A 23,875-nucleotide genomic window follows, 5' to 3' on the forward strand; every position below is an offset into this window, starting at 1 on the left:
ATGCCCCCATAAAAATCATGCATTTTCTTTATGGAATTGGATCTCGTAGCGTGTCTGCTCACCCTATGGAGATGTCCTCGTGAATGATTCCCGCCTGCGCCTGTACGTTGATGCTCAATTCACCAGCCCCTATGCCATGTCGGTTTTCGTGGCCCTTCGCGAAAAGGGCATCGAATTCGAACTGAGCACGCTGGACCTCGACGCGTTCGAAAACCAGTCAGAAGACTATGCCAGCCTCTCGCTGACCCAGCGTGTACCGACGCTCTTGCATGGCGATTTTGCCTTGTCTGAATCGTCGGCGATCACTGAATACCTGGAAGACGTTTTTCCTCAGACGCCGGTTTACCCGCAAGAATTGAGGCAGCGCGCGAAGGCACGACAAATCCAGGCGTGGCTGCGCAGTGACCTGCTGCCCATCCGGCAGGAACGTTCCACACTGGTGGTGTTTTATGGCCTCAAATCAGCGCCCTTGTCGCCCGCCGCCGAGTCGGCCGCGCGCAAACTGATCGGTGCTGCACAAGCGCTACTGGCTGACGGTCGCGAGTACCTGTTCGGGCAATGGTCGATCGCCGATGTGGACCTGGCCTTGATGCTCAACCGGCTGATACTCAACGGCGACGCCGTGCCATCCGCACTGGTGGAATACGCGCAGCGTCCATGGCAGCGGCCTACGGTGCAGGAGTGGGTCAAACTGCAACGTCCTGCGCTGTAGTCCAGTCCGCGATGCCGTAGATGATCCAGGATGGAAGGGCTGGGTGATGCGCGTCGGTATCAGAATGTAGAAAACCCCGGAAGTTGGCCTCCGGGGTTTCTATACGCTCTCTACTTCTTAATTGAATGGAGAAGAGCTGATGCGCTTAAGGATTGATTGTAATGTAGGGGTCCCATGTGCAATAACCAAGAACTTTATTACTGCTGTCTACAATCATGAAGTCCCAGGAGTACGTGAGTTGGCCCTGCATTTGTGCCTCTCCCTGCCAGTAGAAGTTTTCAACGTTCTGTTTTGTTGGCGTAGACCCGGGGTTGTCGAAGTTAATAATTGGAAGTGGCGAGGTATATACGGGGGAAACGTCTGGCCCAAGCTTGTCCCCATGACCAATTATTCCCTGGCCACTGCTTTTAGTGTATCGATACAGGAGGACGGCATGGTCCAGTCCTTTGGACAATGCTGTCGAGCGCCAGCGGATAACATCACCAACTTTTACCTGAATATTGAGTTCGGCGATTCCCTCCGAAGCGATGACGTTACTGTATGGAGCGATCATGTATATGACTTTTGTGTCAAGCCCCTTGCCATCGTTAATACCGTAATAGCTGCCAATCTGGATGGGATCTGCTGATGTACTGTTAGCGAGGGAAAATACCATTCCTCCTTTAAATTCTTTACCTTCCATGTTAAGTAGAGTGTCTGTATCAATGGCGACCAGTATATCCACTATGTCGTTAGACATGTCCAGCTCCTTGTTTTTGCGGTAAATAGTGTTTAGCCAAGTGTTGCATGAAGTTTATGTTGTGCGATCCCCGGATCTTCCACTCATAGTCGGGTGCTTATTGATATTGAGTAGCTTTCTGAAGAGCGCGAAGTGGACTCTAGATGAAAAGGGCTCTAAGTCAAATTGATGGGCTTGAAATATTCTAGAAAAGACGAACGGTGTTTATTTCCATTGGTGATTTAACTAATGCCGAACGGTTATACGACGAATCAGCATAGGGAAAATCGGAACCCGTGGTGCACTTTAGGCAGGGCGTGCAAGTTAAGGTAGATTCGAAAATGACCTTTTTAATGCGAGAAGAGCGCAATTGGTTCGTGCACGCATTGAAAAACCTGAACGAAGCCAAGCGTGTAGCCGCGTGCAGTCAGGTCAATTGCGCTCAATAAATTGCACGATGACCTGATTGACGATCTCCGGATGCGTAATGGGCCCCATATGACCGAGCCCCTCGAGCTCCACCACTTCAACGTTCGGCAGTGTGCCGGTCAGTAGCCGCGCCACTGCCCGTGAGGATGCCGGTGAATCCTTGCCGACCATGAAAAGCACCGGCAGGTTGAGCGAGCGGAACGCCTGCAATGGCGTCGGCTCGTTCAACAACGCGTGAGCCCAGCCCTGCACATTGGCCACCGCGGCGGCGATGGAAGGCTTGCGTTGTTCCGGGGTTTGCTCCCAGGCCCCGGTACCCATCCAGTAGTCAATGAAGTGCTGGGCTGCTGCATCCAGGTTACCCGCCTCAAGCGCGAGCCCGGCGTTTGCGACGACTTCACGGATGGCATCCGCCTCATTGGGTGGGGGCGATTCGGCGTCGAGCAGGGCAAACAATGTTGGCTCATACAAAGCCATGGCGCGCACCCGGCCAGGGTTCTGCAACGCCGTAATCAACGCCACCGCTCCACCATAAGAGTGACCGACCAGAATGAGCGGTTCGCCGGCGCGGGCGAGTACCGATTCGGCGAAGCGTGCTTCTTCACTGAGGGTGACGATTCGATCGGTGGGCCACGCCGGGCTCTTGCCGGCGCCAAACGAATCGAGCGCCAGAACCCGAAACTTTGCGGCCAGGTGATCTTGCAGTCCACGCCACTGCACCGAGTGACTTGCATTGGCATGAAAGCAGACAACGCCCGGGCCCTTGCCGGCGTCCCGATAAAAGGGTTCGACGGGTTTCATTCTGGCTCTCCTGCAACGACGTTAAAGGGACGAAGAGAGTTATAGATTAACTTCAAGGCTTCGGTGTAGCAGCCAGTCATGATGAAATAGCCGCCCGTTTTTGCTGTCAGCAACACCTGATTGGGAGCACCACATGAAAAATGCCGCCGTACTTACCTTCGCCTTGATGCTCACTACCGGGTTATTCAGCATGCAAGCCGAAGCGGCGGGGGATGCTGAAGCCGGTCAGAAACTGTTTAACCGTATCTGCGGCGGCTGTCATCAGGTAGGGACTTCGGCGCGGGGCTCTTTTGGTCCGCAACTCAATGCAATCTTCGGGCGCCCTGCGGGAAGCACGACGGACTACCAATACTCATCGGCGATGAAATCATCAGGCCTCGTCTGGACTCGCGAAACACTGACCGCCTACATCGAAGCGCCAAAAGAAGTAGTCCCCGGAACCCGGATGATTTTCTGGGGCCTGAGCGATCCGCAGAAGATCGAAAACCTTTTGGCCTACCTTCAGACATTTCAGCCGCAATAATCTGTGCCTCATCAAAATGTTTGCCGCGTAAAGGCTGTATGGCTGATATCAATGAGCCACTTCATCCGTTAAAGTATGTGCCGCCCGAGAGACGGATCCCGGGTATTTCTAATGGAGTGACGCAGTGAATTACCTCAGCAAAGTAGTTGCCGTAGCCCTGTTCGGTCTGGTTCTGGCGGGTTGCACCGGCACACCGATGAAGACTCAGCAGTACGACAGCAACCAGTACACCGTTGTCGGCCACAGTGAAGCGACCGCCACTGGCCTCCTGCTGTTCGGCCTCATCCCGATCCAGCAGAACAACCGTTTCATCCGCGCTCAGAACGCCGCGATCAAAGCCCGTGGTGGTGACGCGATGATCAACACCCAAGTGCAGGAAAACTGGTTCTGGGCTTGGGTCCTGACCGGTTACACCACCACAATCTCCGGTGATGTGGTCAAGCTGAAAACTGTTCAGTAAGCAACAGGCTCTGCCTTTGTGGCGAGCACGCTTGTGGCGAGCGAGCGAGCTTGCTCGCGCTGGGCTGCGTAGCGGCCCCAAAAAGTCCGACAGCAATTGCCGATTTTTGTGAGTGCTACGCACTCAAGCGCGAGCAAGCTCCCTCGCCACAGGTTTCCCTCTCATTGATCGCACCTCACCCCCAGGCTTTTCCGAGCTCCTCCAGACCCGCGTCTTGCAGGTTCTGCGCACTCATGACCACTCGGAATTTGCAGTTGGCCTGGAAGTTGAGAAAGAAGGGTTCTGCATAGCCGGGAATTTCGGAAGGGTCTTCTATATCGATCAGAAAAATCCCACTTCGCATTCCATCCTGCTCAGTGAAATAAGTCGCCTCCGGCTTAATGGTTTCCAGCACGCGGTTCATGATTTCGCCGATTTTCCCCGACCGGACAAGCACGTTGAAAGGCTCATGGGGAAACTCGACCATCAGTAGCATTTTCATTATTCGATACTCTGTTGAGGTGGCGCGCTCCTTACCCGGATCCTTACTCCTGACAATGATGCCGCAAGCCGGGCGTTCAGCCGTGCCAGCGGTGGTGTGTGGTTAAGAATAGCGAAGGGTTCGAGGCTGCCGGGGCAGAGTTACGGACGGTCGTTCTTGATGATTCAGCGCGAGGCGAAGGGGTAGGGTTTGTTGGCTGCAGTCATGCCGTTCTGTGATGAAGGCAGCTTTATGCTGCGCGGCTTTGGACGTTCAAAGAGGGACTCGCCAGCATCGCCTATAGAGGCGATGCCGACTCACCGATCCCCGATTATTGCTGTACCGGTGTGCAGAGTTCTACCAACGTTCCGTCAGGGCATCGAACGTAGGAGATGATTTGTCCCCAGGGCTTGGCGCTTGGTGCGGAGATTTCGCTGGCTCCCGCCTTCAACGCTCTGGCATGCGCTGCCGGAACGTCCTCGGTCACCAGGCCTACTTCGATTCCAAGTGGTTTGGGGGACGAGTGTGCCGAGACATGCCCCGTGCTGAAGTTCATCGCTGCCAATTCATCGGCGGCGAATGCCAGCGCAGTTTCCCCTGTTTCGAGTTCGCCGTAGGTGTTGGATTCATGGAGGAAGCGCACGCCAAGCCCGAAGGCTGACGAAAAGAACTGGAGTGAGGCAACAACGTCCGGGACGTAGATGATCATGTAGCCAAATTTCATAAGCGGGCATTCCTTGTCGTGTTTATTGAGTGGCAAATCACGGTTACCCAGGCAGATTTGCCCGGTGTCTGTTCTTTCGAAAAGGTTAGAGGGTGTCATCACGGTGTCATCGAACGAATGGCAAGCTCCTCGCAAACCATCTTGAGCGCTCAGACGGAACGCCGTCTGCGGGCTGATGTATTTGCCAGGAATCCCCCTATGAAAGGAGACGCCTCCCTGTTTGCGGCCATTGATTTGGGGTCCAATGCGTTTCGCATGATGATCGGCCAGTCGGTCAGGCGCAATCAGGGGTTCATGATCCAGGAAGTGAAAACCTTGCGAGAGCCTGTCCGTTTGGCGGAAGGGTTTCAGGGAGGGGCGCTGGACGAGTTGGCGCTGGATCGGGGATGGCAAGCGCTCGCGCGATTTGGCAAGAAACTGCGCGGCTTTGAGGCTGGTCGCGTGCGGGCAGTGGCGACCAGTGCCGTCCGCGAAGCCGATAATGCCCAACTGTTTCTGGCCAGCGCGGAGCGGCATCTGGGCTTTCGTATAGATGTCATCTCTGGGCATGAAGAGGCGCAACTGGTGTACGCCGGTGTTGCCTGCGCATTCCATGCCATCCGGCCACCCAGCCCACCAACATCCGGCCACCTGTTCCACGCTCATCCGGCCAGGCAGTCGGAGCGCAGCGACGCAGGTTTGCATTGTTAGTCTTAAGCCCCTGCCGCCGTCAATTTCGTTGCGCGCCTGCGCATCGATTCACCCTTCAGTTCGATCCGATAAGCGTTGTGCACCAGCCTGTCGAGGATCGCATCGCCCAAGGTCGGATCGCCGATCAGCGCGTGCCATTTGTCCACCGGCATCTGGCTTGTCACCAGCGTCGAGCGGTTGCCGTAACGGTCGTCCAGCAGTTCAAGCATGTCGCGCCTTTGTGCAGCGGTAAACGGCGCTAGGCCCCAGTCGTCCAAGATCAGCAGGTCGGTCTTGGCATAGCCGGCCATTAATTTGGCGAAGCGACCGTCTCCGTGGGCCAGGCCCAGTTCCTCCATCAGGCGCGGCAGACGCAAGTAGCGCACGCTGTAGCCGTCCCGGCAGGCCTTGTGGGCCAGCGCGCAGGCGAGCCAGGTTTTGCCTACACCGGTCGGGCCGCCGATGATCAGGTTCAAGCCATCGCGCAGCCACTGGCCGCTGCCCAGTTGCAGGATCATGGACTTGTCCAGGCCACGCGGGCTGCGGTAATCGATGTCTTCCAGGCAAGCGTTGTGGCGCAGTCGGGCGGCTTTGAGACGAGTGCTCAGGCGCGCATTTTCACGCTCGGTTAGCTCCCGGTCGACCATCAAGCCCAGGCGTTCATCGAAGCTGAGATCGTTGATGTCCGGTGTCGCATGTTGTTCGCCAAGCGCCTTGATCATGCCGTGCAGGCGAAGGGTTTGCAGCTTGTCCAAGGTCGGATTCGGTAGCATTTCGAAGCTCCTTTTTCAGGTCAGTGGTAGTAGCCGGGGCCGCGCAGGTTGATGTGTTCGTCGGGCAACAGCGGCAGGTTTTGCTGGGCCAGCGGCAGCCGTTCCAGCCCTTGGCGCAGGATCGATTCGAGGCTTTTGTAACTGCACGCGCCCAGTGCCAGCGCACGCTGACAAGCGGCTTCCAGCCGCTCTTCGCCGTGCTGTTTGCTCAGGCGCAGGATGCCCAGGCAGGCGCGGAAGCCCTGCTGCGGGTGGATTCGGCGTTCGAGGATGTAGGCGATGACGCCAGCAGTGTTGGGCCCAGTTTGCTCCGCCCAGCGGATCAACCGTTGCGGCGTCCACTCTGCATGTTCTCGGTGGCTCTTGGGCATGTGCTCGGTTTGGGTGGTGTGGCGACCTTTGTGCTGCGAGCGCAGATGGCTGGCCACGCGCTGGTTGGCGTGGAAGCACTCGACGGTCTTCTCGGTCAGCCGCACTTCGAGTTGGTGCTTCACCAACTGGTACGGTACCGAGTAAAAGTGGCCATCGACCTCGACGTGGTAGTCGATATGGACTCGCACTTTTTTCCATTCCGCGTAGATGTATGGGCGTTCCGGCAGCGCTTGCAGTGCCGGTTGGTCGATGCTTTCGAAGGCTGATCGGCGTGAGCCGGGCAGCTTTTTGAAGGGCTTGTTGTTGAGCCGCTCCAGCAGCACGCCGATCGCCGTGTTGAGTTCGCCCAGCGAGAAGAACTGGCGGTTGCGCAAGACCGCCAATATCCAGCGCTCGACCACTTGCACGCCGACTTCTACCTTGGCTTTGTCCTTGGGTTTTCGTGAGCGAGCAGGTAATACGGCGATGCCGTAATGCTCGGCCAAGTCGCGGTAGCTGGGGTTGATATCCGGCTCGTAACGGTGCGCTTTGGTGACGCCGCTGCGCAGATTATCGGGCACCAGGATCTGCGACGTACCGCCGAGAAAGGCAAAACATCGGACGTGTGAGCCCAGCCAGTCGGGCAGTTTCTGCGACCAGGTGGCTTCGGCAAAGGTGTAGCTCGATGCCCCCAGCACGGCGACGAAGATCTGGGCCTGACGGATCTCTCCGGTTCGCCGGTCGATGACCGGCGCGGTCTGTCCGGCGTAATCGACGAACAGCTTCTCGCCAGCTCGATGTTCCTGGCGCATGACCACGTCGACCTTGGCGGCCCAGAGGCGGTAGTGCTCGCAGAACCAGCTGTACTGGAAGCCTTGCGGGTGAGCGAGTCGATATTCCTGCCAAAGCAAAGCCAGCGTTACGCCGGGGCGGCGCAACTCGGCGTGGACATGAGCCCAGTCTGGTACCGGACGTTGATCACTGGGGACAGCGGGCGGCGGCGGAAAAAGATGCCGTTGCAACTCGGCGTCAGTCAGCGCAGAGGGCCAGGTCAGGCCGCTGGCAGCAAAGCGATTGAGGTACTCACCGACGCTAGCTCGACCTACTTGCAAGCTGATAGCGACCTGGCGGGCAGATAGGCCGACCTCGAATTTGAGACGTAGCACTTCTCGAATCTTACGCATGGATAACCGCTCCACGACGACCTCTCTGCTTCGATAAAAGAGGTCGATGGTAGTGAATTAATCCTGCGTTGCTGCCTGCCTTAAGGGTGGCCGGATGAGCGTGGAATGGGTGGCCGGATCACCGTGGAATCAGTGGCCGGATGTTCATGGAATAGGTGGCCGGATGGCCGTGGAATCCGCAGTGTTGCCCATGCGATACCCAGCACAGAAAGTTTGCGTCTGGTCGTGGACATTGGCGGCGGCTCTACTGAATTGATTCTGGGGCAGGGCACTCAGCCTCTCTTGACCGAGAGCATTGCCATTGGCAGCGGCATTTTTGGCGCGCGTTACTTTCAGGGCGGCTGCATATCGGCGAAGGCGCTCCTGGAGGCCGAGCGCGTAGCCACTCTGCAGTTTGAAAAAGTTACCCGTCGTTATCGCGCGCTGGGTTGGCAGCAAACTATTGGCTCTTCAGGTACTGCACGGATGCTGGCCAAAGTGCTCAAGGCCAATGGCTTGAATGACAATGGTCAAAGCGGTATCACCTACGGCGGCCTGTTGCGCTTATCGTTGCGTCTGCTGGAAGTGGGGCATGTTAAACAACTCAAATTGGCGGGCTTGCCACCCCATCGCCTGAGTATCTTGCCCGGTGGCCTGGTGCTCATGCTGGCGGCGTTCAAGGTATTCGGCATCTCGCACATGAGTCCTTCCGAACCGGGACTAAGGTTGGGCGTTCTTCATGGCCTTATGTCCAAACACTAAATGGCTGTTATAGGCAAAACGCTGCTGTAAAAAGAATTGTTATTTAGATCAAAAAGAATGTCACTGTGAAGACCCGTCAGCGATGCTCGAGTACCAGCGCTGACTATCTTTGATGATCCCGTCGGGCACTAAAAACGCATGAAAAAACCCGGCTGATGAGGCCGGGTTTTCTGGTTGAGTGTTGCGATAAAGCCACTCATTCATGCCGCACGATTCTGAATCAGACGATCCGAACCACCTTCAGCGACGCGGTTCTCGATCAGACGGTCCGAGTCGCCTTCAGCGACGCGGTTCTCGATCAAACGATCCGAACCACCTTCAGCAACGCGGTTCTCGATCAGACGATCCGAACCACCTTCAGCGACGCGGTTCTCGATCAGACGGTCCGAGCCGCCTTCAGCGACGCGGTTCTCGATCAGACGATCCGAGCCGCCTTCAGCAACGCGGTTCTCGATCAGACGATCCGAACCACCTTCAACGATGCGGTTCTCGATCAGACGATCCGAACCCCCTTCAGCGATGCGACTTTCGATCAGACGATCCGAGCCGCCTTCAGCGACAACCGGGTGAGTAGAAGACGCGGCAAAAGCGTTAACTGCAAAAACCGAGAAAGCGATACTGAGGATGATTTGGCGTTTCATGATGGTGTGCTCCGGGGTGTTATTGGTTGGGTATGGAGCGGATGTTACGCCGAGGATTTTTTATGAGAACTTCATTGACGTGATGGTGACTATCGATGCCAGCAATGGTTGAAAGGTCGTGGGCAAGTGCCGCGTCCATGCCGGGCAAACCGGCGCCATGAGCGCACACGTCTCAACGACAAAGCACAATGCCAGTCAGTTAAGCCGTTTAAGGCGTGACGCACTCCTTGTAGCAGCAGGCTTCGCCAGCTGCTACAGATCGCGGGATGCATGTAGTTTTCCTCAGGTTTACACGAACAGATCGTAGGACAGCTTGCTGATCAGGATCACCAGCAACACCAGGAACAGAGTCCGGACAAAGGGCACGCCCTTATGAACCGCCAGCCACGTGCCGGTTAGCGCGCCCAGGATGTTGAATGCCGCCATGGGGATTGCGATCAGGTAGAGCACGTTACCCGTCGGAATGAAGAATATCAGCGCCGCTATGTTGGTTGCGATGTTCACCAGCTTGGCCGACGCCGAGGCATGAAGGAAGTCGAAGGCGAAGCAGCGAATAAACAGGAAGATCAGGAAACTGCCAGTGCCGGGACCGAACAGTCCGTCGTAGAAGCCGATGGCGCCGCCGATGACGATCGCCAGCAGTTTTTCCTTGGTACCGATGCGCATGGGTTTGTGCAGGGCGCCGAAGTCTTTTTTCCAGAAGGTGTAGATCGCCATCAGCACGATCAATACCAGCACCGCCGGCCGGATCATCGACTGGGGGACGGACGACACCGTGGCCGCTCCGAAGAAGGCCATGACAAAGGCCGAACAGGCGGCGGGGATCACCAGACCCCAGTCGATCACCACCTTACGCACGAAGGACCGGGCCGCGAATGCGGTGCCGCAGGCTGCCGCGACCTTGTTGGTGCCCAGCAGCGCCGCCGGTTGTGCCGAGGGCAGCACGTTGAACAACGCGGGTATCTGGATCAGTCCGCCGCCGCCCACCGCCGCATCGATCAGGCCAGCGGCGAAGGCGAACACGCAAAGGATGAAAATATCGACCATGAAATCAGGCTCTGACGATGAAGGGGAGGTGAGCGTCCGGCGGCTTCTACGTGTTTCATCGCATCGGCTTGCCTGCGTCCTTGAGCAGGAAGGTTAACGGAAGGGCTTTTAATGTGTTGCAATACCACGTTGTGAAAAGTGCAACGAGGTGGCGCATGGCATTGGATATGTTGGGGGAACTTGAAGCCTTCGCAACGGTGGCTCGCAAGCGCAGCTTCGTCGCGGCGGCACGTACACTGGGGCGCTCCCCCAGCGCGCTGACCCGCGCCGTTCAAGCCCTGGAGGAAAGTGTCGGGGTCAAGTTGTTCAATCGCTCCTCCAATGCCGTGAGCTTGACCGAGGCGGGTGAACGCTTGTTGCCCCACGCCTACAAAATGCTGGATCTGCAACGTGAGGCGGATGAAGACCTGGCCGGCATCAGCGGCCAGGCCTATGGCTGGGTCCGCTTTTCCGCCCCCGAGTTTCTCGGACACGGGGTATTGCCCCGGTTGATCGCGCAGTACGGTGAGCGTTATCCAGACGTGAACGTCGATGGGATTTTCACCGATGAAACCATCGACCCGGCCAAGAGCAAACTGGATTTCTCGATTCGTGGCGGGTATCCGCAATCCAGTGACCTAATCGGCTATCCGCTCTGGAATTATTCACGCTACCTGTATGCCAGCCCCGGGTATCTGGAGCGGCGCGGGATGCCCGACTCCATCGAGGCGCTGGAGGCGCACTCGCTGATCCTGCATACGGCGCCGCGGATTCTCAAGGAGTGGAATTTTCGCAGTGAAGAGCGGGCCATCAGCTTTCGGGCTGATCCCAAGTTTCGCTTCAACTCCGGTTCGGCAGTGTTACAGGCGGCCCTGGCGGGCGTCGGGATCGCCCGACTGGCGGACTGGATTGCGGAGCCCGAAGTGGAAGCGGGGCGCCTGCTGCGGGTCTGTCCCGAGTACAAACTTACCTCCAGCGGCGGTGAAAGCCCGCAGATGCATGCGGTGTACCCGGCCGGGGATCTGCCGCTGCGGGTGAAGTCGTTGTTGGAGGTGATCCGTGGTTTTGGCGACAGCCTTGGTCGAAAGCATGCGGGGACACTTTAGTCGGCTGGACTGCAAGGCACCTTGAACTGAATGACCGTTTTTGGCCGATGGCTGCCCTGTCGCGAAGGGTAGTAGTCGGCCAAAAGTAGACCTTCGCCCAAGGTCGCTTTCGTGCCGCAAACGGACATGGAGCGCGAGAGCCAATCACCGATTGGCCACTGTTGTTGCTTCAAGCTAAAAACAGCTTCTACCAATTGAAGCACCACCATCGACGTAGAGCGTTTGCCCAGTGATAAAAGAGCTGCGCTCTTCCAGCAGGAAGGTCGCTGCGGCAGCAACCTCATGCGGATGCCCGAGACGCCCCATCGGCACCGCTGCAATGTAGGCGGCCTCGCCTGAGCTACCTTCAGGGTTTCCACTTCGGAAAAGATCTGTCTCGATGGGGCCAGGCGCTATCGCATTAACGGTAATCCCGGTTTGCGCCAGCTCCAATGCCCAACTTCGCGTGAAGCTAATCAAAGCGGCCTTCGCGGCAGCGTAGGATGTGCGCTGACGGATTCCGAGAACCGTCAGGCTCGAAATGTTCACTATTCTGCCCCATCTCCTGGCAGACATACCTGGCAGAAGAGCTTGGGTCGCTAACAACGCCGGATGCAGGTTGACCTTCATGACGTCGTCGAAGCTGGCCAGGTCGACTTCTGCGATTCCTTGTGGCTTGACTAAGCCCACGTTGTTAACAAGACCGTCGAAGACATAGCGGGCATTCAGGCGCTTAAGTGCATCAATAGTGCTATCCGTGTCGCCCAGGTCGGCAGCAATCAATTCGCCGGGGAATCGATTGTCGTTAGCCCGACGGGCGATGCCTACGACACGGTGGCCATCGCGCGCCAGTTGCTCGGAGACGGCTCGTCCAATGCCTTTGCTGGCCCCAGTAATGAGGAAGGTGCGTACCGACATTGGGCTATCCTCGACTCAGTTCTTGAAGCGTTGCAGGATGGCTTGTCCGACCGCTGCTGCAGATGCAGGGTTCTGCCCGGTGATCAATTCCCGATCGATCACGACGTTGGACGTCCACGGCGACTGGTTGCTTTGATATTGCCCGCCAGCGCGCTCCAGTGCTGTTTGCGGATAGAACTTCATTTGTCCGCCTCCTAAAAGGCCTTTGGCTTGTTCTTCCTCCTGGTTACTGATGACGGTCATGCGGTAACCGGCGTAGATCCATCCGGCCGGCTCAACCGCTTGTTCGCCGACTTCGAGTGCATCGATCAGTCTTTGGGGTTGATCCAGTGCCGATAACAAGGCTATTGGGCCATGGCATACCAGTGCAGTTGTCTTTCCAGCGGCATGGAAGGCACGCAGCAAGCGGCCGAGGGCAGGATCCGAGATCAAGTCCTGCATAGGGGCATGGCCACCAGGCACGTAGAGGGCATCAAAATGGGCATATCCGACTTGCCGAGGCCGGTTGCATCTTCGCAATGGCCGCGCAGAGCATGAGTTTGCAGCAACCGACGCTGAGTTCGATTTGATCACAAGCTACTTTCGGACACCCGAGGAGCAGGAGGGGCTCCAGATTAAAATTCACCGTCTCTGACGGCCAGTAATCGCCAAGGTAATGAGGTATCTGGAAGGTCTGCTAATGGACCGATTGCTGCCTGTCGCCATCGTCAGCTTTGGGTCGATCCAAGTCATACAGCCGCCAATCATCCGCCTCGTGAAAGGCGTCGTTGGAAACCTTTTCTGATAGCGCTGAAGGGCGCACGTGTCAGTAAGACGCGTGCACGGGCTTTCCCTTATGGTTTTAACATGACGTCCGGGCGACCAGCGTCATATTCGTCGAAGATCAGCGCCATCGGCCGGCAGTGCCCAGGGCTGGATGCCTTCCCATAATTCACAAGTTCGGTATGTGCTGCGGGCAAGATGAGGGCTTAGTTAACCATCACCTCGTCCAGTGCCTGCTCGAGGGTGCTGACCGTGCGCTCGATATTGTGCAGCTTTTCAAGTCCGAACAGACCGATGCGGAAGGTCTGGAAGTCGGCCGGCTCGTCGCATTGCAACGGCACTCCGGCGGCGATCTGTAGGCCGTGGTTGGCAAATTTCTTACCGCTCTTGATGTCGGCATCATCGGTGTAGCTCACCACTACGCCAGGGGCCTGAAAGCCGGCTGCGGCCACGCTTTTGATACCTTTGCCGGTCAACATTGCGCGCACCCGATCGCCCAGAGCCTGTTGTTCGCCGCGGACCTTGTCGAAACCGTAGGCTTGCGTCTCTTTCATCACGTCGTTAAATCGTGCGAGAGAATCGCTGGGCATGGTCGCATGGTAGGCATGTCCGCCCTGTTCGTAGGCCTGCATGATCTGGAGCCACTTTTTCAGGTCGCAGGCGAAGCTGCTGCTATGCGTCTGTTCGATGCGCTCGAGGGCCAAAGAACTGAGCATCACCAGGGCGCAGCAAGGGGAGGCGCTCCAGCCTTTCTGCGGTGCGCTGATCAGCAGGTCGACTGCGCATTTCTGCATATCAACCCAAAGCGTGCCTGAGGCGATGCAGTCCAGCACGAACAGGCCACCCACCGCATGCACGGCGTCGCCGACGGCCCGCAGGTACTCGTCGGGCAGGATGATCCCTGATGAGGTTTCAACGTGGGGGGCGAAGACAATCTGCGGCTTCTGCGCGTGAATGGCTGCCAGCACTTCGTCCAGAGGGGGTGGGGCGTAGGCAGCCTGGCGACCAGTGTCGACCGGTCGGGCTTTCAGCACCGTGGTGGCCGCCGGGATGTTGCCCATCTCAAGGATCTGGCTCCAGCGATAGCTGAACCAGCCGTTGCGTATCACCAGGCATTGCTGGTCGGTGGCAAACTGTCGCGCCACCGCTTCCATGCCGAATGTGCCGCTGCCCGGGACCACCGCAACAGCCTGGGCGTTGTAGACCTGTTTCAGGGTTCTGGAAATGTTCTTCATCACGCCTTGAAATGACTGCGACATGTGGTTGAGCGAGCGGTCGGTGTAGACCACTGAGTACTCGAGCAGCCCCTCGGGATCGATACTGGGATATAGCTTTGACATGGGGTGACTCCTTTGGCAGAGATCTCAGTGGTATCGACCCTGCCCTAAGCCTTGGCAAATGACAAGATTGCTCGGGATTGAATTGCGACTTCTGTCGAGCGGGTTTTTACACACTCTGGGCCGATCGCTGCCTGTCAGGAGCGGCCGGAAATGATCCAAAGAAACCATTCGCAATCAACAGGGCACTTATTCCTGGAATGCCAATGGCAGTCCGCTTGTTCTAGATCAATGGCGACTCAGACATCTCCACCAGCAGTTGTCCAAATGCATTGGCCGCGGGCGTCTTTCCCGTGACACTCCATATAAGTCTGAAATCAGCATCCAGCAGCGATGGCAGGCCAAATTGACCGTCAATCACCACCATACCGGGCTCTAGATCGCCCAGCGGTAGAGCGGTGACGGCAAGCCCCGCCAGTACCGCCGCCCGCAGTCCTTGTTGACTTGGAGAGGTAAAGGCGACCCGCCAATCCACGGTGGAACTCTCCAACGCTTCTACGGCCACCTGGCGGTGTAAGCAGGGCGCTGGTGAGAACGCCAGCGGCAAAGGAGCATCGCCAGTAAAGTCGAAATTATGCGCAGCAGCCCAGACAAACCGGGTTTCGCGCAGCACGGTACCGCCGGCCTGGCTGCCCGGCAATGCCATGACCACGGCCAGATCGAGCCCATCGGCATCGACCTGCGCGCGCAGATCGAGGTAGGTGCCGACGGTTACATCCAGACGTACGGCGGGAAATTGTCTGGCGAACCGAGTCAGTAACGGTGGCAGGCCGTCGCCGATAAAATTTTCTGGCACACCGAAACGCACGGCCCCGGATACCGGCGACGCTTCGAAACGCCGGGAGAGGGCGTCTTGTGCTCTGAGGATTTGTTCGGCATGGCGCAGAAAATCTTCGCCATCTTCTGTCAGCGTCAAACGTCGAGTGGTGCGCATCAGCAGCGCGGTACCGGCCTGTTCTTCCAAACGCCGGATCTGATGACTGATCGCTGACTGGCTCAAGTGCAGCCGCTCTGCGGCACGAGTGAAACTACCGGTTTCCTTGATCGCGACAAAAGCACGCAATAGAGCTGGGTCGAAGTCCATTAAGTCAACTCATGACGAATATTAATAAAACTTACGAAATTAAATCATTTCTGTCATTTTTTAATTACTTCCAGAATGCGGCCGGTCACTTGGAGTTATGTCTGGTGACGCTGGCGAGGCTATCGGGTCTCCCCCCTGACGATGTTCAGAGCGGTCTTGCCAGTGCCCATCAACTTGATCTGGAAGATCACGATGCAGTTCTCTTCTTCGCAAAAAGATGCTTTCACAATAGCCGCTGTTTGCCTGGCCTCGCTGATGTTCGGCCTGGAAATCTCGAGCGTACCGGCAATCCTACCCACTCTTGAATCGGTTCTGCGCAGCGATTTCAAAGATATGCAGTGGATCATGAATGCCTACACTATCGCCTGCACCACGGTGCTGATGGCCACCGGCACACTGGCAGATCGGTATGGGCGCAAGCGGGTGTTTGTCATCAGCCTGGTGCTTTTCGGCATTACCTCACTGGGCTGTGGATGGGCGCAAAGCGCTAGCGTGTTGATCGCAAGCCGATTCCTGCAAGGTATGTCCGGTGGTGCCATGCTGATCTGTCAGGTGGCAGTGCTGTCTCACCGATTCCAGTCGGGAGCTGCGCGCGGCAAAGCTTTCAGTGCCTGGGGGATCGTGTTCGGCATCGGTTTGGGGTTCGGTCCGATTATTGGCGCAGTAATCGTGGCGTTGTCGAGTTGGGAATGGGTGTTCCTGGTGCATGCACCCATTGCGGTGCTTGCGCTGGTGCTGGTAATCGCCGGTGTCGACGAATCACGCGATCCGCAGCGTCGCAGGCTGGATGTGTTGGGCATTATTTCGTTATCGCTGGCAGTGTTAGGTCTTTCCTGGTTCATTACTCAGGGAGCGGGGGTGGGTTTCTCCAGCGGTTCGGCCATTGCCAGCCTGGTTGTGGCGATGGTCAGCTTCATCGTCTTTGTCGTCGCGCAGCAACGCTATGTCGATCCGATGTTCGACTTCTCTGTATTCCGGATCCGCCGCTTCTCGGGTGCCTTGCTAGGGTCGGCAGGCATGAACTTCAGCTTCTGGCCATTCATGATTTACCTGCCTCTGTACTTTCAAAATAGCCTGGGCTACGCCAGTGTCGGCACCGGCCTGGCACTGCTGGCCTACACGCTGCCGACGCTGGTTGTCCCCCCGTTAGGCGAACGGCTGGCGCTGCGCTATCGACCTGACGTGGTGATTCCCGCAGGCTTGTTCACCATAGGTCTGGGGTTCCTGCTGATGAAATGGGGCAGCAGTGTCACGCATGCCAGCTGGTTGACAATGCTTCCAGGCTGCCTGATTGCCGGGATCGGACTGGGGCTGACCAATACGCCGGTTACCAATACCACCACCGGATCGGTGCCCAGTGAGCGTGCTGGCATGGCATCGGGCATCGATATCAGCGCTCGAATGATCAGTCTTGCCATCAACATCGCGCTTATGGGATTCATCTTGGTGGAAGGCATCCTGTCTTCCCTGCGCAATCAGTTAAATGGCTCGCCCGATGATGTGCAACTACGGTTGCTGGCGGAGAATATTTCGGCCGGCAACACTACTGTGTTGGCGCAGACTGGCCAGGGGACTACGATTTCGGTCGATGTCGCCAACGCAGCTTTGGCGCACGGGTTTGGCTGGGTGATGCTGTATGGCGGTATTGCTGCGTGGGTGCTAGTGGCGGCGAGTTGCCTGGTCTTTCGTTCGAGCAAAGCCGTTCATTCTCAGCTGTGACTGTAATTCGAAGGACCGCTTTTGGCCGATTGTTGCCTGTCACAAACGACTGGGCACCATAGGGGAGCTAGCGTTGTATGTGAATTGCAAATGTCTGAGCGTGTGGGTCGGTTGTCCCTGAGGCAGGGCGCTGATCTGTGCCAACAATGTCGCCGGTAGCTCCGGTGTACGCATGTCCGGCGGTAATTTTTGCCGAGTGACTGGCGTGGCGAGTGTCGCCAGTTTCCCTGTGGGCGTTGCTCGGCGTGGGCAGTGCCCGGGCTTTTGGTTCGCCGCGGGCATTCAAACGCATGAACACTGCACTGGCTTTTTTGCTGCTGGTGTCGGCCTGGTTAACCGTGCTGGTGTAGAAATAACATTAGCCAGGGCAGGGCGCTTTAATCAGCGGATGGACCCCCCATGGTTTAAAGAGCGCGCATTCATGGACTGGCGCATCCATGCGCCAAACGACCGGTGTTAGCGCTTGATCAGCGAAATCTTGGTTCCTTCGATGCTGATCCCAGCCATCAACCCCTGCTGGTCGAAAATGAACGCGTAGGCATCGTCCTTCACGGTCGTGCTGGACAGATTCTTCGCCACCCCTTCATCAACCATTACAACGGTGGGTCCTACGCCGACTTCCCAACCCTTGGTTTTGCGTATGTAGTCCACGGCTTTGTCGGTCATCAGGAAAACCGCATAGCCATACGACTGGGCACCTGCTTGCAGCCCCCAGGACCCGGTTACGGAGTTGTAATAATTCTCTACCTTCTTGTCCTTCAACAACACGCCTTCACCATAGCTGCCGCCAAACACAAGGCCCGCCTTGATGATTTTCGGGAAGACAAGAATCGCTTTGGCGTTGTGCGAAATACTTTCAGCAAATGGCGTGGACTTGTACAGAGTTTGCAACGCTTGCCGAGAGTCGACATCCAGATCCTCGGCAGTTGCCGCACTAGCAGTGTTCAAGAAGCTGGCCGATGCCAGTGTCGCAAGGACAATCGATAGGAAGAACCGCATTGACTGAGTCATGTTAGTACTCCGATACGGGAGCATTGGATATGAGCAGCAGTCAGCACTTGCCCCTCGGAACAATCCGAGCCTGCTGAAACTATCCGGCGCACCCTAAAATATGTGAGCTACTGACTTCGCACCTGAGTGAGGCCTTTGATCATTGGCGACGTCATCACCTGCTTTGACCTCTGTGTATCAGCCAGGTTCGTCGTCAGAAACTGCGATGACCAACTGTAAAAAAAACGGACACCTGACAAGGCGCCCGTTTTTCAATCATCTAAATCGAAAGATCAAACCGATATTCATGCTCTGTCGTTTCTTGCCGGGATAGAGGTTCGATCAAAAAGCCACACCGTTCGAGTACTTTTGCCGAACCCATATTTCCAGCGTAGACGTTGGCAACCAGTTGTTTAAGGTTCCAATGTAACTGCGCCTCCTGAATCAGATGCCTCACCGCCAGCGTTGCCAGTCCCCGTCCGCAAGCGCTTTGAGCAATCCGATAGCCAACTTCTGCCGACCGCTCGGACATGTCGATGCCTTTCAGGTTCGCGCGTCCAACAATAGTTCCGCCAGCCTCTTCGAGGACAAATGGGTGCCAGGTTCCGGCGGTAAAACCAGATAAATAAGCCGCAATGTGGTCGGTGACGCCCTGCACCGTGTAAAAAGCAGCATCGCGCGCGTCAATGAAACGCTCGAACCACTCGCGATTGTCCATTTCAAATGCCAACAACGCCTCAGCGTCAGTACTTTGTAGGGTACGAATTCTGACGGGGCTCATAAGGTCGCTTCCCTTTCTGGTAGAACTACTTGGTCGTTGTGCAGCGGATCAGTTTTCGGATTGATGAGCCGCCCAGTGTTTCATCTCTTCGGCAATGAAGTGGTTCACCAGGTCGCTGTACATCTTCTCGATGGCATCCGGGCTCAAGCCCTCGGCCTCGGCCCACTCGCGACGTGTCGCCAGCATCGCCTTGAAACGCTCCGGAGCACGCACCGAAGTCGCCGAGGTCTTGAACTTCGAGGCAGCCAAGACGTACTGAAAACGCTTGCCCAACAGCTTGATAACGGCGTGATCAAGGGCATCGATTTCGCGTCGGATGTCCTCCATGCCTTCACACTCTGCGGGTTGTAATTGATTGATGACTTCCATGTAAGTGACTCCATTTGCTGAAAAAGATTGTGAAGCACCTCTTAAACACCGCCATATTGATACACCGTCGCACTCCAATACTGGCTGCCGTTACGTTTTTGGCGAGTCCATCCATCTGCCACCAGTTGTTTGGCGATCATTCGATTCATAAAGCCATGACCGAGCAGTAGAACCGGTCCGTCGCTGGCAGCAAGGGACTGAAGTCGTTGAGCTGCCGTGCTGGCCCGCATCCTGGCAGTGGCGACGGATTCGACGCTGCGTGAGTAACCGCACAACCATAAAACACGAAGGATAAATGCCCAGGTAAACGGCGATAGCCGTGGCAGTTTCCAGTGACCATAAGGCAGTTGTGCTTCACAGAAAAGTGCGTCGACGAGGGCGGGTTTCAGGCCAAGAGCCTGGACGGAAGTCAGCGCACGAGGCGCGTTGCTTGAGACGATCACCGTGGCGGTTGCGGCGAGCTGCAGGCTGGCATCCGGGACGGGCTGGCTGGTGATTTCGGACCGGTTGTAGTGTTCGATCCAGTCTTTCATCTCGAGCGCTGACATTTTGTCGGTTGCGACCAACTTTGGCTGGCCGTGACGCATCAGGATTATTTTCCTACTCACAGAATGTTTACGTCCTTGTCCTGGTATGCGGTGAATGTGGAGCTCGACGGTCATCTTATCTGCGAAAGTCAGTCGTCGACCATGACGGATGTGCGTTTTTCAAACCAACCGTGATCGCGGTACCACGCCACAGTGTCACTGAGTGTCAGCTCCAGCGCCCGGAAACTCAGGCCAAGCTCTTGTTCACTCTTGCTGTGGTTGAAACAGGTGCGGTCCTTCTCTCGTATCAACAGGCGCAGTGTGGCCATGCTCAGCAGAATGGGCTTGCCGGTGACACGCGCATAAATCTCCTGCACCGCCGCCAAGGCGTATAGAAAGGGCAGCGGTAGTTGTTGAACGGGTGTCTTGACGCCCGCTATGCGTCCCAGAACAGGCACCAGCTCACGCATGGTCATATGCCGGCCCGCCGCGAGATAGCGCTCACCGCGCCGTCCATGTCTGGCTGCGGCTATTTGCGCCAATGCCACATCGCGGGCATCGACAACAGAGAAACTACCGGGGATCAGTCCGGGCAATTTGCCGCGCACGACATCGTTAACCAACTGCCCCGAGGAGGTCGGGCCAATGTCGGCAGGGCCCCACATCCAGCCAGGCAAGACCATGCAGGCATGCATCTCGGGATGGCGTTCCAGGAACGACAAGACGACACGGTCGGCGAGGATCTTGCTACGGTAGTAGTCATCCGCGTCGGCGTCGGCCCGTAGGCAAGTTTCATCGATTGACGTGCCGGGGGCGCCGTCGAGCACGGCGATGGAAGAGGTATGGATGAAACGTCGGATACCGGCGTTGTAGGCCTGGGCAAGCAGGCGTCGCGTACCCTCCACGTTAATCTTTTCGAGTTCCTTCCAATGGCTGCCGCCCTTGTAGTTGTCGCGAAAGAATGCGGCGGTGTGAAACACCGTATCGCAGCCTTGCAACGACGTTGCGAACGCGTCGACATCGGCCATGTCCCCAACGACCAGTTCCACACCCTGCAAATGCTTGAACTGTTGTTCACCTTTGGCTCTTGAGCGAACCAGGGCTTTGACCGCGCAGCCACGAGCGACCAGTTCTCGCACCAGGTTGTTGCCCAACAAGCCGGTCGCGCCAGTGACGAATGTGCTATGCATCGGTCAACCCTCACTCTGATCGGCTAAAAAATGACATCAACACCGCACTGTCGAAGAAGGCCTCTTCACGGATGGCCAGCCCGTCTTTGAAGGTGAAGTGTGCGGCGTAGTACACGGCAATATGGCGGCCATGGGGTGGAATCACCCGGTCCGGCATCACCAATGGTGCGGTGAAGGTGCCGGTCAGGAAGGCGGTCAGTGCCAAACGATCGTCACTGACGGCAAATGGGCTGAAGGTCAGCTGGGCATCGGGGAAGGCTTCGAGTAATGCGATTTCTCGTTTGCGCATGGATTCGCGACCGGTTTGCATCCCCATCCCATCGAAGTAGATGAAGTCTTCGCAAACCAGCGTAAGCATCGTTTCCACATCACGGCGATTGAAGGCGCTGGCGGCGCGTTCCGCAAAGTCGTTGGGGCCAGTAGTCATACAGTCCGTTCCATTCGTTTCGAGGGCGTGTAGATATACCGTTCACGCCTCTGCCGAAAAATAGCGACTGCTGCATAATGGCTTTGCACATTTGCAAATCAGGGAAGATATGAAGCATGGCTTTGCAAGCAAACTGGGACGATCTTCGCCTGCTGTTGGCCGTCTCACGACGTGGCAGCTTTCTTCAGGCCGGCCAATTGTTGGGGATTGCGGCGTCTACTGTGTCGCGACGGCTGACCCAACTTGAAAGGGCACTGGGCGAGCCACTCGTGGAGCGGGGCGTTGAAGGATGCTGGTTGACCCCGCGAGGCCAATCCCTCGTGGACGTTGCCCAGGCTGCAGAAGCGGGCTTGAGGCGTCAAACCGTTACGGGCATGTCCGAACCACACACAGAGCTCTCTGGCACTGTCGTGGTCAGTGCAGGGGAGGGGTTCTCGTCTTGCGTGTTGGAGGCAGCGAGTCGCTTCACCTCAGCGCACCCGCGATGCTCGGTGGAGTTGCTGATAACAGCCGACTTTCACAAGATCGTTCGCGGCGCTGCAGACATTGCCGTACGCACAGTTCATCTGGGCGAGCCGTCGCTGATTTATCGACCCCTCGGCAGGCTCGCTTACGGAGTCTTCGCCGATGCAAGTTATCTGAAGCGGTTTCCAGAAGTGACACCGGCCATGGCAGTCAATATTGCCTTGCTACCTCCGCTGGATATGTTGCCGCAACTGTGTGTGGCAAAGGCCGCGGGTCTGGACCGCACGCAGATCAGCGTGAGTTCGTTCGCGGCTCAGCTCGAATCGGTGAGGCGAGGTATGGGCGTGGCAGTGCTGCCCTGTATTCTGGCGAAGGACCTGATCGGGGTGTTTCCGGAGATCCAGCTTCCAGATATGGAGGTCTTTCTGGTGACCCGGCCGCAGGCGTTGAAGCAGGCTCACATCAAGTGTTTTTTTGTCATTTTGGAGCAGGTGCTGCTGGAAACGCTTTCCATAGAAAGTGTCGAAGGTTCCCTCTTGGGGGGGACGCCCCGAAATGGGTGAAGGGTAAATAGATCTTCTCAAATTCAGTGGCTTTGACTTTGCAATCTGGTACGGGCACAGTCTGGCGCTACGTGAGGATGGATGCCTCGGTGAAGCTTAAGGAGAATGCCGTGTTTCCGATCAATATCTGGCTTACCTATACTGCCGCGTGCTTGCTATTGGTACTCGCACCAGGCCCGGACAATCTGCTGGCCGTAGGCCGAGGACTCAGTCAGGGCAGGATAGCCGCTATCGTATCGGGCATGGCATCCGGGGCGGGAATTCTCTTTCATGTGGCAACTGCTTCACTCGGACTGACTTTGCTTATGCAGACGTCTGCAGTTGCCTTCTGGGTCGTCAAGCTCATCGGCGCCGGTTATCTACTTTGGCTTGGCATAAAAGTCCTACGCTCTCGTAGCCTGATTAGCTTCCAGCCAACGACTCGGCAATCACTGCCGAGCATTTTCCTCACGGGATTACTCTCGGCAGCACTCAATCCGAAGCCCGGGTTTTTCGTTCTTGCGTTCATCCCTCAGTTCGTCGACCCGCAACGCGGCTCAGTGAGCGTGCAGATGCTGGTGTACGGCATATGGTTCGCCGCACTTACGGCAGTGGGGTTCGCACTTATGGGCGTATTTGCCACTGCACTGTCCCGATTTTTGTGTCAGAGGCCACGACTGGTAAATGGCCTGAACGTAGGGGCAGGACTCACCTTCGTTGCTTCGGGAGTATCGATAGCGGCACTCAGCCAAAAATAGGATCAGTATATTGGCGTCGCGGGGCTAAGATTTCAGCTTCGCTGAGCCCCGGTGATTATGAAAGCTGACGACGGGCAACTGCTTCCGCATCAGTGGGTGGCGGCGAAAAGCATGATTTCGCCTCCCTTAGCCTTGTAGGAGGGAGGTGTGTTCGCCCGTCGCTGGCAGCATGGTGAAGTGAAGCTGGTAATTTTGAAATCTAACCATTGAATCGCTAGAGCGCGCGTCCGAACGCAATGTTGATTTGCAGGAACAAGCCAGGAATCCCTTGATTCAAGAGATTCATACGCCATAACTAGCGGCTATAACAATGAGCGCGAAAAAACAGACCAACTGAACGAAAAAAAAGGCAAACCGAACCGCCACGAACGTATTGGTTTGCACATGGGATACGTGAACCACAGACTGGCACACGCGGGCAATCAGGACGATTACGGACAAGTAGCTCACTGCAGGGGCGTCAACACCAAGGGTTGAAATCACCCACACAATGGCGCCAAAGACCGGCAGATTTTCCACACAGTTCGCGTGTGCTCTTATCCCACGCCGATACCAATCCTCGCCTTCGAGTTGATCGCATCGGAAAGAGGCAATCGGAACATTCGAGAACAAGATTCTGACCCAGCGATACACCCCGACGGTTGCCATCAACAGCAGCAAAGTCCAGGTCGCAAATCCAAGCAACATCCACATCGGTATTGTCATGGCT

The 23,875-nt window shown here is 56.7% G+C and carries 25 protein-coding genes and 5 pseudogenes; 11 read left to right on the top strand and 19 right to left on the bottom strand.

Annotated features, from left to right (window positions below):
* The first annotated feature begins 79 nt into the window (after positions 1-79).
* Entirely contained in the window at positions 80-712 is a 633-nt protein-coding gene (yfcF, locus tag ACZ89R_RS29350) for a glutathione transferase (RefSeq protein WP_429547289.1), read from the top strand.
* Positions 713-857: 145 nt separating this feature from the next.
* On the opposite strand, the gene ACZ89R_RS29355 is transcribed toward yfcF, so the two are convergent.
* Positions 858-1,451 carry an AidA/PixA family protein gene (locus ACZ89R_RS29355; protein WP_429547288.1) on the bottom strand — a complete coding sequence of 198 codons (594 nt, stop codon included), beginning with the start codon at positions 1,449-1,451 and terminating at the stop codon, positions 858-860.
* 411 nt (positions 1,452-1,862) lie between these two features.
* Positions 1,863-2,660, bottom strand: coding sequence for an alpha/beta fold hydrolase (locus ACZ89R_RS29360; protein WP_429547287.1), 798 nt, complete (start codon positions 2,658-2,660; stop codon positions 1,863-1,865).
* Positions 2,661-2,793: 133 nt separating this feature from the next.
* On the opposite strand from ACZ89R_RS29360, the gene ACZ89R_RS29365 reads away from it, so the two are divergent.
* The gene (locus ACZ89R_RS29365) at positions 2,794-3,183 is read left to right on the top strand and encodes a c-type cytochrome (RefSeq protein ID WP_192342665.1); all 390 of its coding nucleotides are present in this window, start codon (positions 2,794-2,796) and stop codon (positions 3,181-3,183) included.
* Positions 3,184-3,307: 124 nt separating this feature from the next.
* Complete coding sequence (locus ACZ89R_RS29370; protein ID WP_050683375.1) at positions 3,308-3,643, top strand: hypothetical protein; 336 nt, start codon at positions 3,308-3,310, stop codon at positions 3,641-3,643.
* 175 nt (positions 3,644-3,818) lie between these two features.
* Here ACZ89R_RS29370 and ACZ89R_RS29375 read toward each other — a convergent pair whose 3' ends face one another.
* Together ACZ89R_RS29375 and ACZ89R_RS29380 are read right to left on the bottom strand one after the other, a co-directional pair.
* Positions 3,819-4,124 (bottom strand): panthothenate synthetase, encoded by a 306-nt coding sequence (locus ACZ89R_RS29375; RefSeq protein ID WP_429547286.1) that lies wholly within the window; start codon positions 4,122-4,124, stop codon positions 3,819-3,821.
* Between the two features lie 310 nt (positions 4,125-4,434).
* Positions 4,435-4,827: a VOC family protein gene (locus tag ACZ89R_RS29380; RefSeq protein WP_192342667.1), complete on the bottom strand. Its 393-nt coding sequence runs from the start codon at positions 4,825-4,827 to the stop codon at positions 4,435-4,437.
* A 198-nt stretch (positions 4,828-5,025) separates the two neighbouring features.
* On the opposite strand from ACZ89R_RS29380, the pseudogene ACZ89R_RS29385 reads away from it, so the two are divergent.
* Positions 5,026-5,409, top strand: a pseudogene (locus ACZ89R_RS29385) (Ppx/GppA phosphatase family protein); the annotation flags it as partial.
* Positions 5,410-5,519: 110 nt separating this feature from the next.
* Here ACZ89R_RS29385 and istB read toward each other — a convergent pair.
* Together istB and istA are read right to left on the bottom strand one after the other, a co-directional pair.
* Positions 5,520-6,269, bottom strand: coding sequence for an IS21-like element ISPsy14 family helper ATPase IstB (gene istB / locus ACZ89R_RS29390; RefSeq protein ID WP_429545483.1), 750 nt, complete (start codon positions 6,267-6,269; stop codon positions 5,520-5,522).
* Between the two features lie 20 nt (positions 6,270-6,289).
* Complete coding sequence (istA, locus tag ACZ89R_RS29395; RefSeq protein WP_429545484.1) at positions 6,290-7,804, bottom strand: IS21 family transposase; 1,515 nt, start codon at positions 7,802-7,804, stop codon at positions 6,290-6,292.
* 183 nt (positions 7,805-7,987) lie between these two features.
* On the opposite strand from istA, the pseudogene ACZ89R_RS29400 reads away from it, so the two are divergent.
* Positions 7,988-8,545, top strand: a pseudogene (locus tag ACZ89R_RS29400) (Ppx/GppA phosphatase family protein); the annotation flags it as partial.
* Positions 8,546-8,745: 200 nt separating this feature from the next.
* On the opposite strand, the gene ACZ89R_RS29405 reads toward ACZ89R_RS29400, so the two are convergent.
* Positions 8,746-9,186: a phage infection protein gene (locus tag ACZ89R_RS29405; protein WP_429547285.1), complete on the bottom strand. Its 441-nt coding sequence runs from the start codon at positions 9,184-9,186 to the stop codon at positions 8,746-8,748.
* Positions 9,187-9,474: 288 nt separating this feature from the next.
* Entirely contained in the window at positions 9,475-10,233 is a 759-nt protein-coding gene (locus ACZ89R_RS29410; protein ID WP_429547284.1) for a sulfite exporter TauE/SafE family protein, read from the bottom strand.
* Between the two features lie 155 nt (positions 10,234-10,388).
* Between ACZ89R_RS29410 and ACZ89R_RS29415 the strand changes: the two genes are divergently transcribed.
* A complete protein-coding gene (locus ACZ89R_RS29415; protein ID WP_429547283.1) occupies positions 10,389-11,318 on the top strand; it encodes a LysR family transcriptional regulator in 930 nt (309 codons plus the stop codon).
* 174 nt (positions 11,319-11,492) lie between these two features.
* Here ACZ89R_RS29415 and ACZ89R_RS29420 read toward each other — a convergent pair whose 3' ends face one another.
* Entirely contained in the window at positions 11,493-12,215 is a 723-nt protein-coding gene (locus tag ACZ89R_RS29420) for an SDR family oxidoreductase (protein WP_429547282.1), read from the bottom strand.
* Between the two features lie 15 nt (positions 12,216-12,230).
* Positions 12,231-12,737: pseudogene (locus ACZ89R_RS29425) on the bottom strand (type 1 glutamine amidotransferase domain-containing protein); the annotation flags it as partial.
* On the opposite strand from ACZ89R_RS29425, the pseudogene ACZ89R_RS29430 reads away from it, so the two are divergent.
* Positions 12,706-12,849: pseudogene (locus ACZ89R_RS29430) on the top strand (ATP-binding protein); the annotation flags it as partial. The pseudogenes ACZ89R_RS29425 and ACZ89R_RS29430 overlap by 32 nt on opposite strands.
* Before the next feature lie 334 nt (positions 12,850-13,183).
* Here the strand turns inward: ACZ89R_RS29430 and ACZ89R_RS29435 are convergent.
* Positions 13,184-14,317, bottom strand: coding sequence for an aminotransferase class V-fold PLP-dependent enzyme (locus ACZ89R_RS29435; RefSeq protein WP_429547281.1), 1,134 nt, complete (start codon positions 14,315-14,317; stop codon positions 13,184-13,186).
* Positions 14,318-14,537: 220 nt separating this feature from the next.
* Positions 14,538-15,398, bottom strand: a complete 861-nt coding sequence (locus tag ACZ89R_RS29440) for a LysR family transcriptional regulator (RefSeq protein WP_429547280.1) — start codon at positions 15,396-15,398, stop codon at positions 14,538-14,540.
* Between the two features lie 192 nt (positions 15,399-15,590).
* Here ACZ89R_RS29440 and ACZ89R_RS29445 point away from each other — a divergent pair, with 192 nt between their 5' ends.
* Both ACZ89R_RS29445 and ACZ89R_RS29450 read left to right on the top strand, forming a co-directional pair.
* Entirely contained in the window at positions 15,591-17,117 is a 1,527-nt protein-coding gene (locus tag ACZ89R_RS29445) for an MFS transporter (RefSeq protein ID WP_429547279.1), read from the top strand.
* Positions 17,118-17,338: 221 nt separating this feature from the next.
* Positions 17,339-17,467 (top strand): annotated as a pseudogene (locus ACZ89R_RS29450) (LysE family translocator); the annotation flags it as partial.
* 106 nt (positions 17,468-17,573) lie between these two features.
* Here ACZ89R_RS29450 and ACZ89R_RS29455 read toward each other — a convergent pair.
* The 6 genes from ACZ89R_RS29455 to ACZ89R_RS29480 form a co-directional block, all read right to left on the bottom strand.
* Entirely contained in the window at positions 17,574-18,128 is a 555-nt protein-coding gene (locus ACZ89R_RS29455) for a lipid-binding SYLF domain-containing protein (protein ID WP_429547278.1), read from the bottom strand.
* A 259-nt stretch (positions 18,129-18,387) separates the two neighbouring features.
* Positions 18,388-18,888, bottom strand: a complete 501-nt coding sequence (locus tag ACZ89R_RS29460) for a GNAT family N-acetyltransferase (RefSeq protein WP_429547277.1) — start codon at positions 18,886-18,888, stop codon at positions 18,388-18,390.
* 48 nt (positions 18,889-18,936) lie between these two features.
* Positions 18,937-19,257, bottom strand: a complete 321-nt coding sequence (locus ACZ89R_RS29465; RefSeq protein ID WP_429547276.1) for an isochorismate lyase — start codon at positions 19,255-19,257, stop codon at positions 18,937-18,939.
* A 41-nt stretch (positions 19,258-19,298) separates the two neighbouring features.
* Positions 19,299-19,844 carry a histidine phosphatase family protein gene (locus ACZ89R_RS29470; protein ID WP_429547275.1) on the bottom strand — a complete coding sequence of 182 codons (546 nt, stop codon included), beginning with the start codon at positions 19,842-19,844 and terminating at the stop codon, positions 19,299-19,301.
* An 89-nt stretch (positions 19,845-19,933) separates the two neighbouring features.
* Positions 19,934-20,974, bottom strand: coding sequence for an SDR family oxidoreductase (locus ACZ89R_RS29475; RefSeq protein WP_429547274.1), 1,041 nt, complete (start codon positions 20,972-20,974; stop codon positions 19,934-19,936).
* Positions 20,975-20,984: 10 nt separating this feature from the next.
* Entirely contained in the window at positions 20,985-21,401 is a 417-nt protein-coding gene (locus ACZ89R_RS29480; protein ID WP_429547273.1) for an ester cyclase, read from the bottom strand.
* A 116-nt stretch (positions 21,402-21,517) separates the two neighbouring features.
* Here ACZ89R_RS29480 and ACZ89R_RS29485 point away from each other — a divergent pair, with 116 nt between their 5' ends.
* Positions 21,518-22,429, top strand: a complete 912-nt coding sequence (locus ACZ89R_RS29485) for a LysR family transcriptional regulator (protein ID WP_429547272.1) — start codon at positions 21,518-21,520, stop codon at positions 22,427-22,429.
* A gap of 110 nt (positions 22,430-22,539) precedes the next feature.
* On the top strand, positions 22,540-23,166 hold the full coding sequence (locus ACZ89R_RS29490) for a LysE family translocator (protein ID WP_429547271.1): 627 nt from the start codon (positions 22,540-22,542) through the stop codon (positions 23,164-23,166).
* 282 nt (positions 23,167-23,448) lie between these two features.
* Here ACZ89R_RS29490 and ACZ89R_RS29495 read toward each other — a convergent pair whose 3' ends face one another.
* The gene (locus tag ACZ89R_RS29495) at positions 23,449-23,871 is read right to left on the bottom strand and encodes an MAPEG family protein (RefSeq protein WP_429547270.1); all 423 of its coding nucleotides are present in this window, start codon (positions 23,869-23,871) and stop codon (positions 23,449-23,451) included.
* Positions 23,872-23,875: the final 4 nt, after the last annotated feature.

It is taken from the genome of Pseudomonas sp. TE3728 (genome assembly GCF_056279145.1).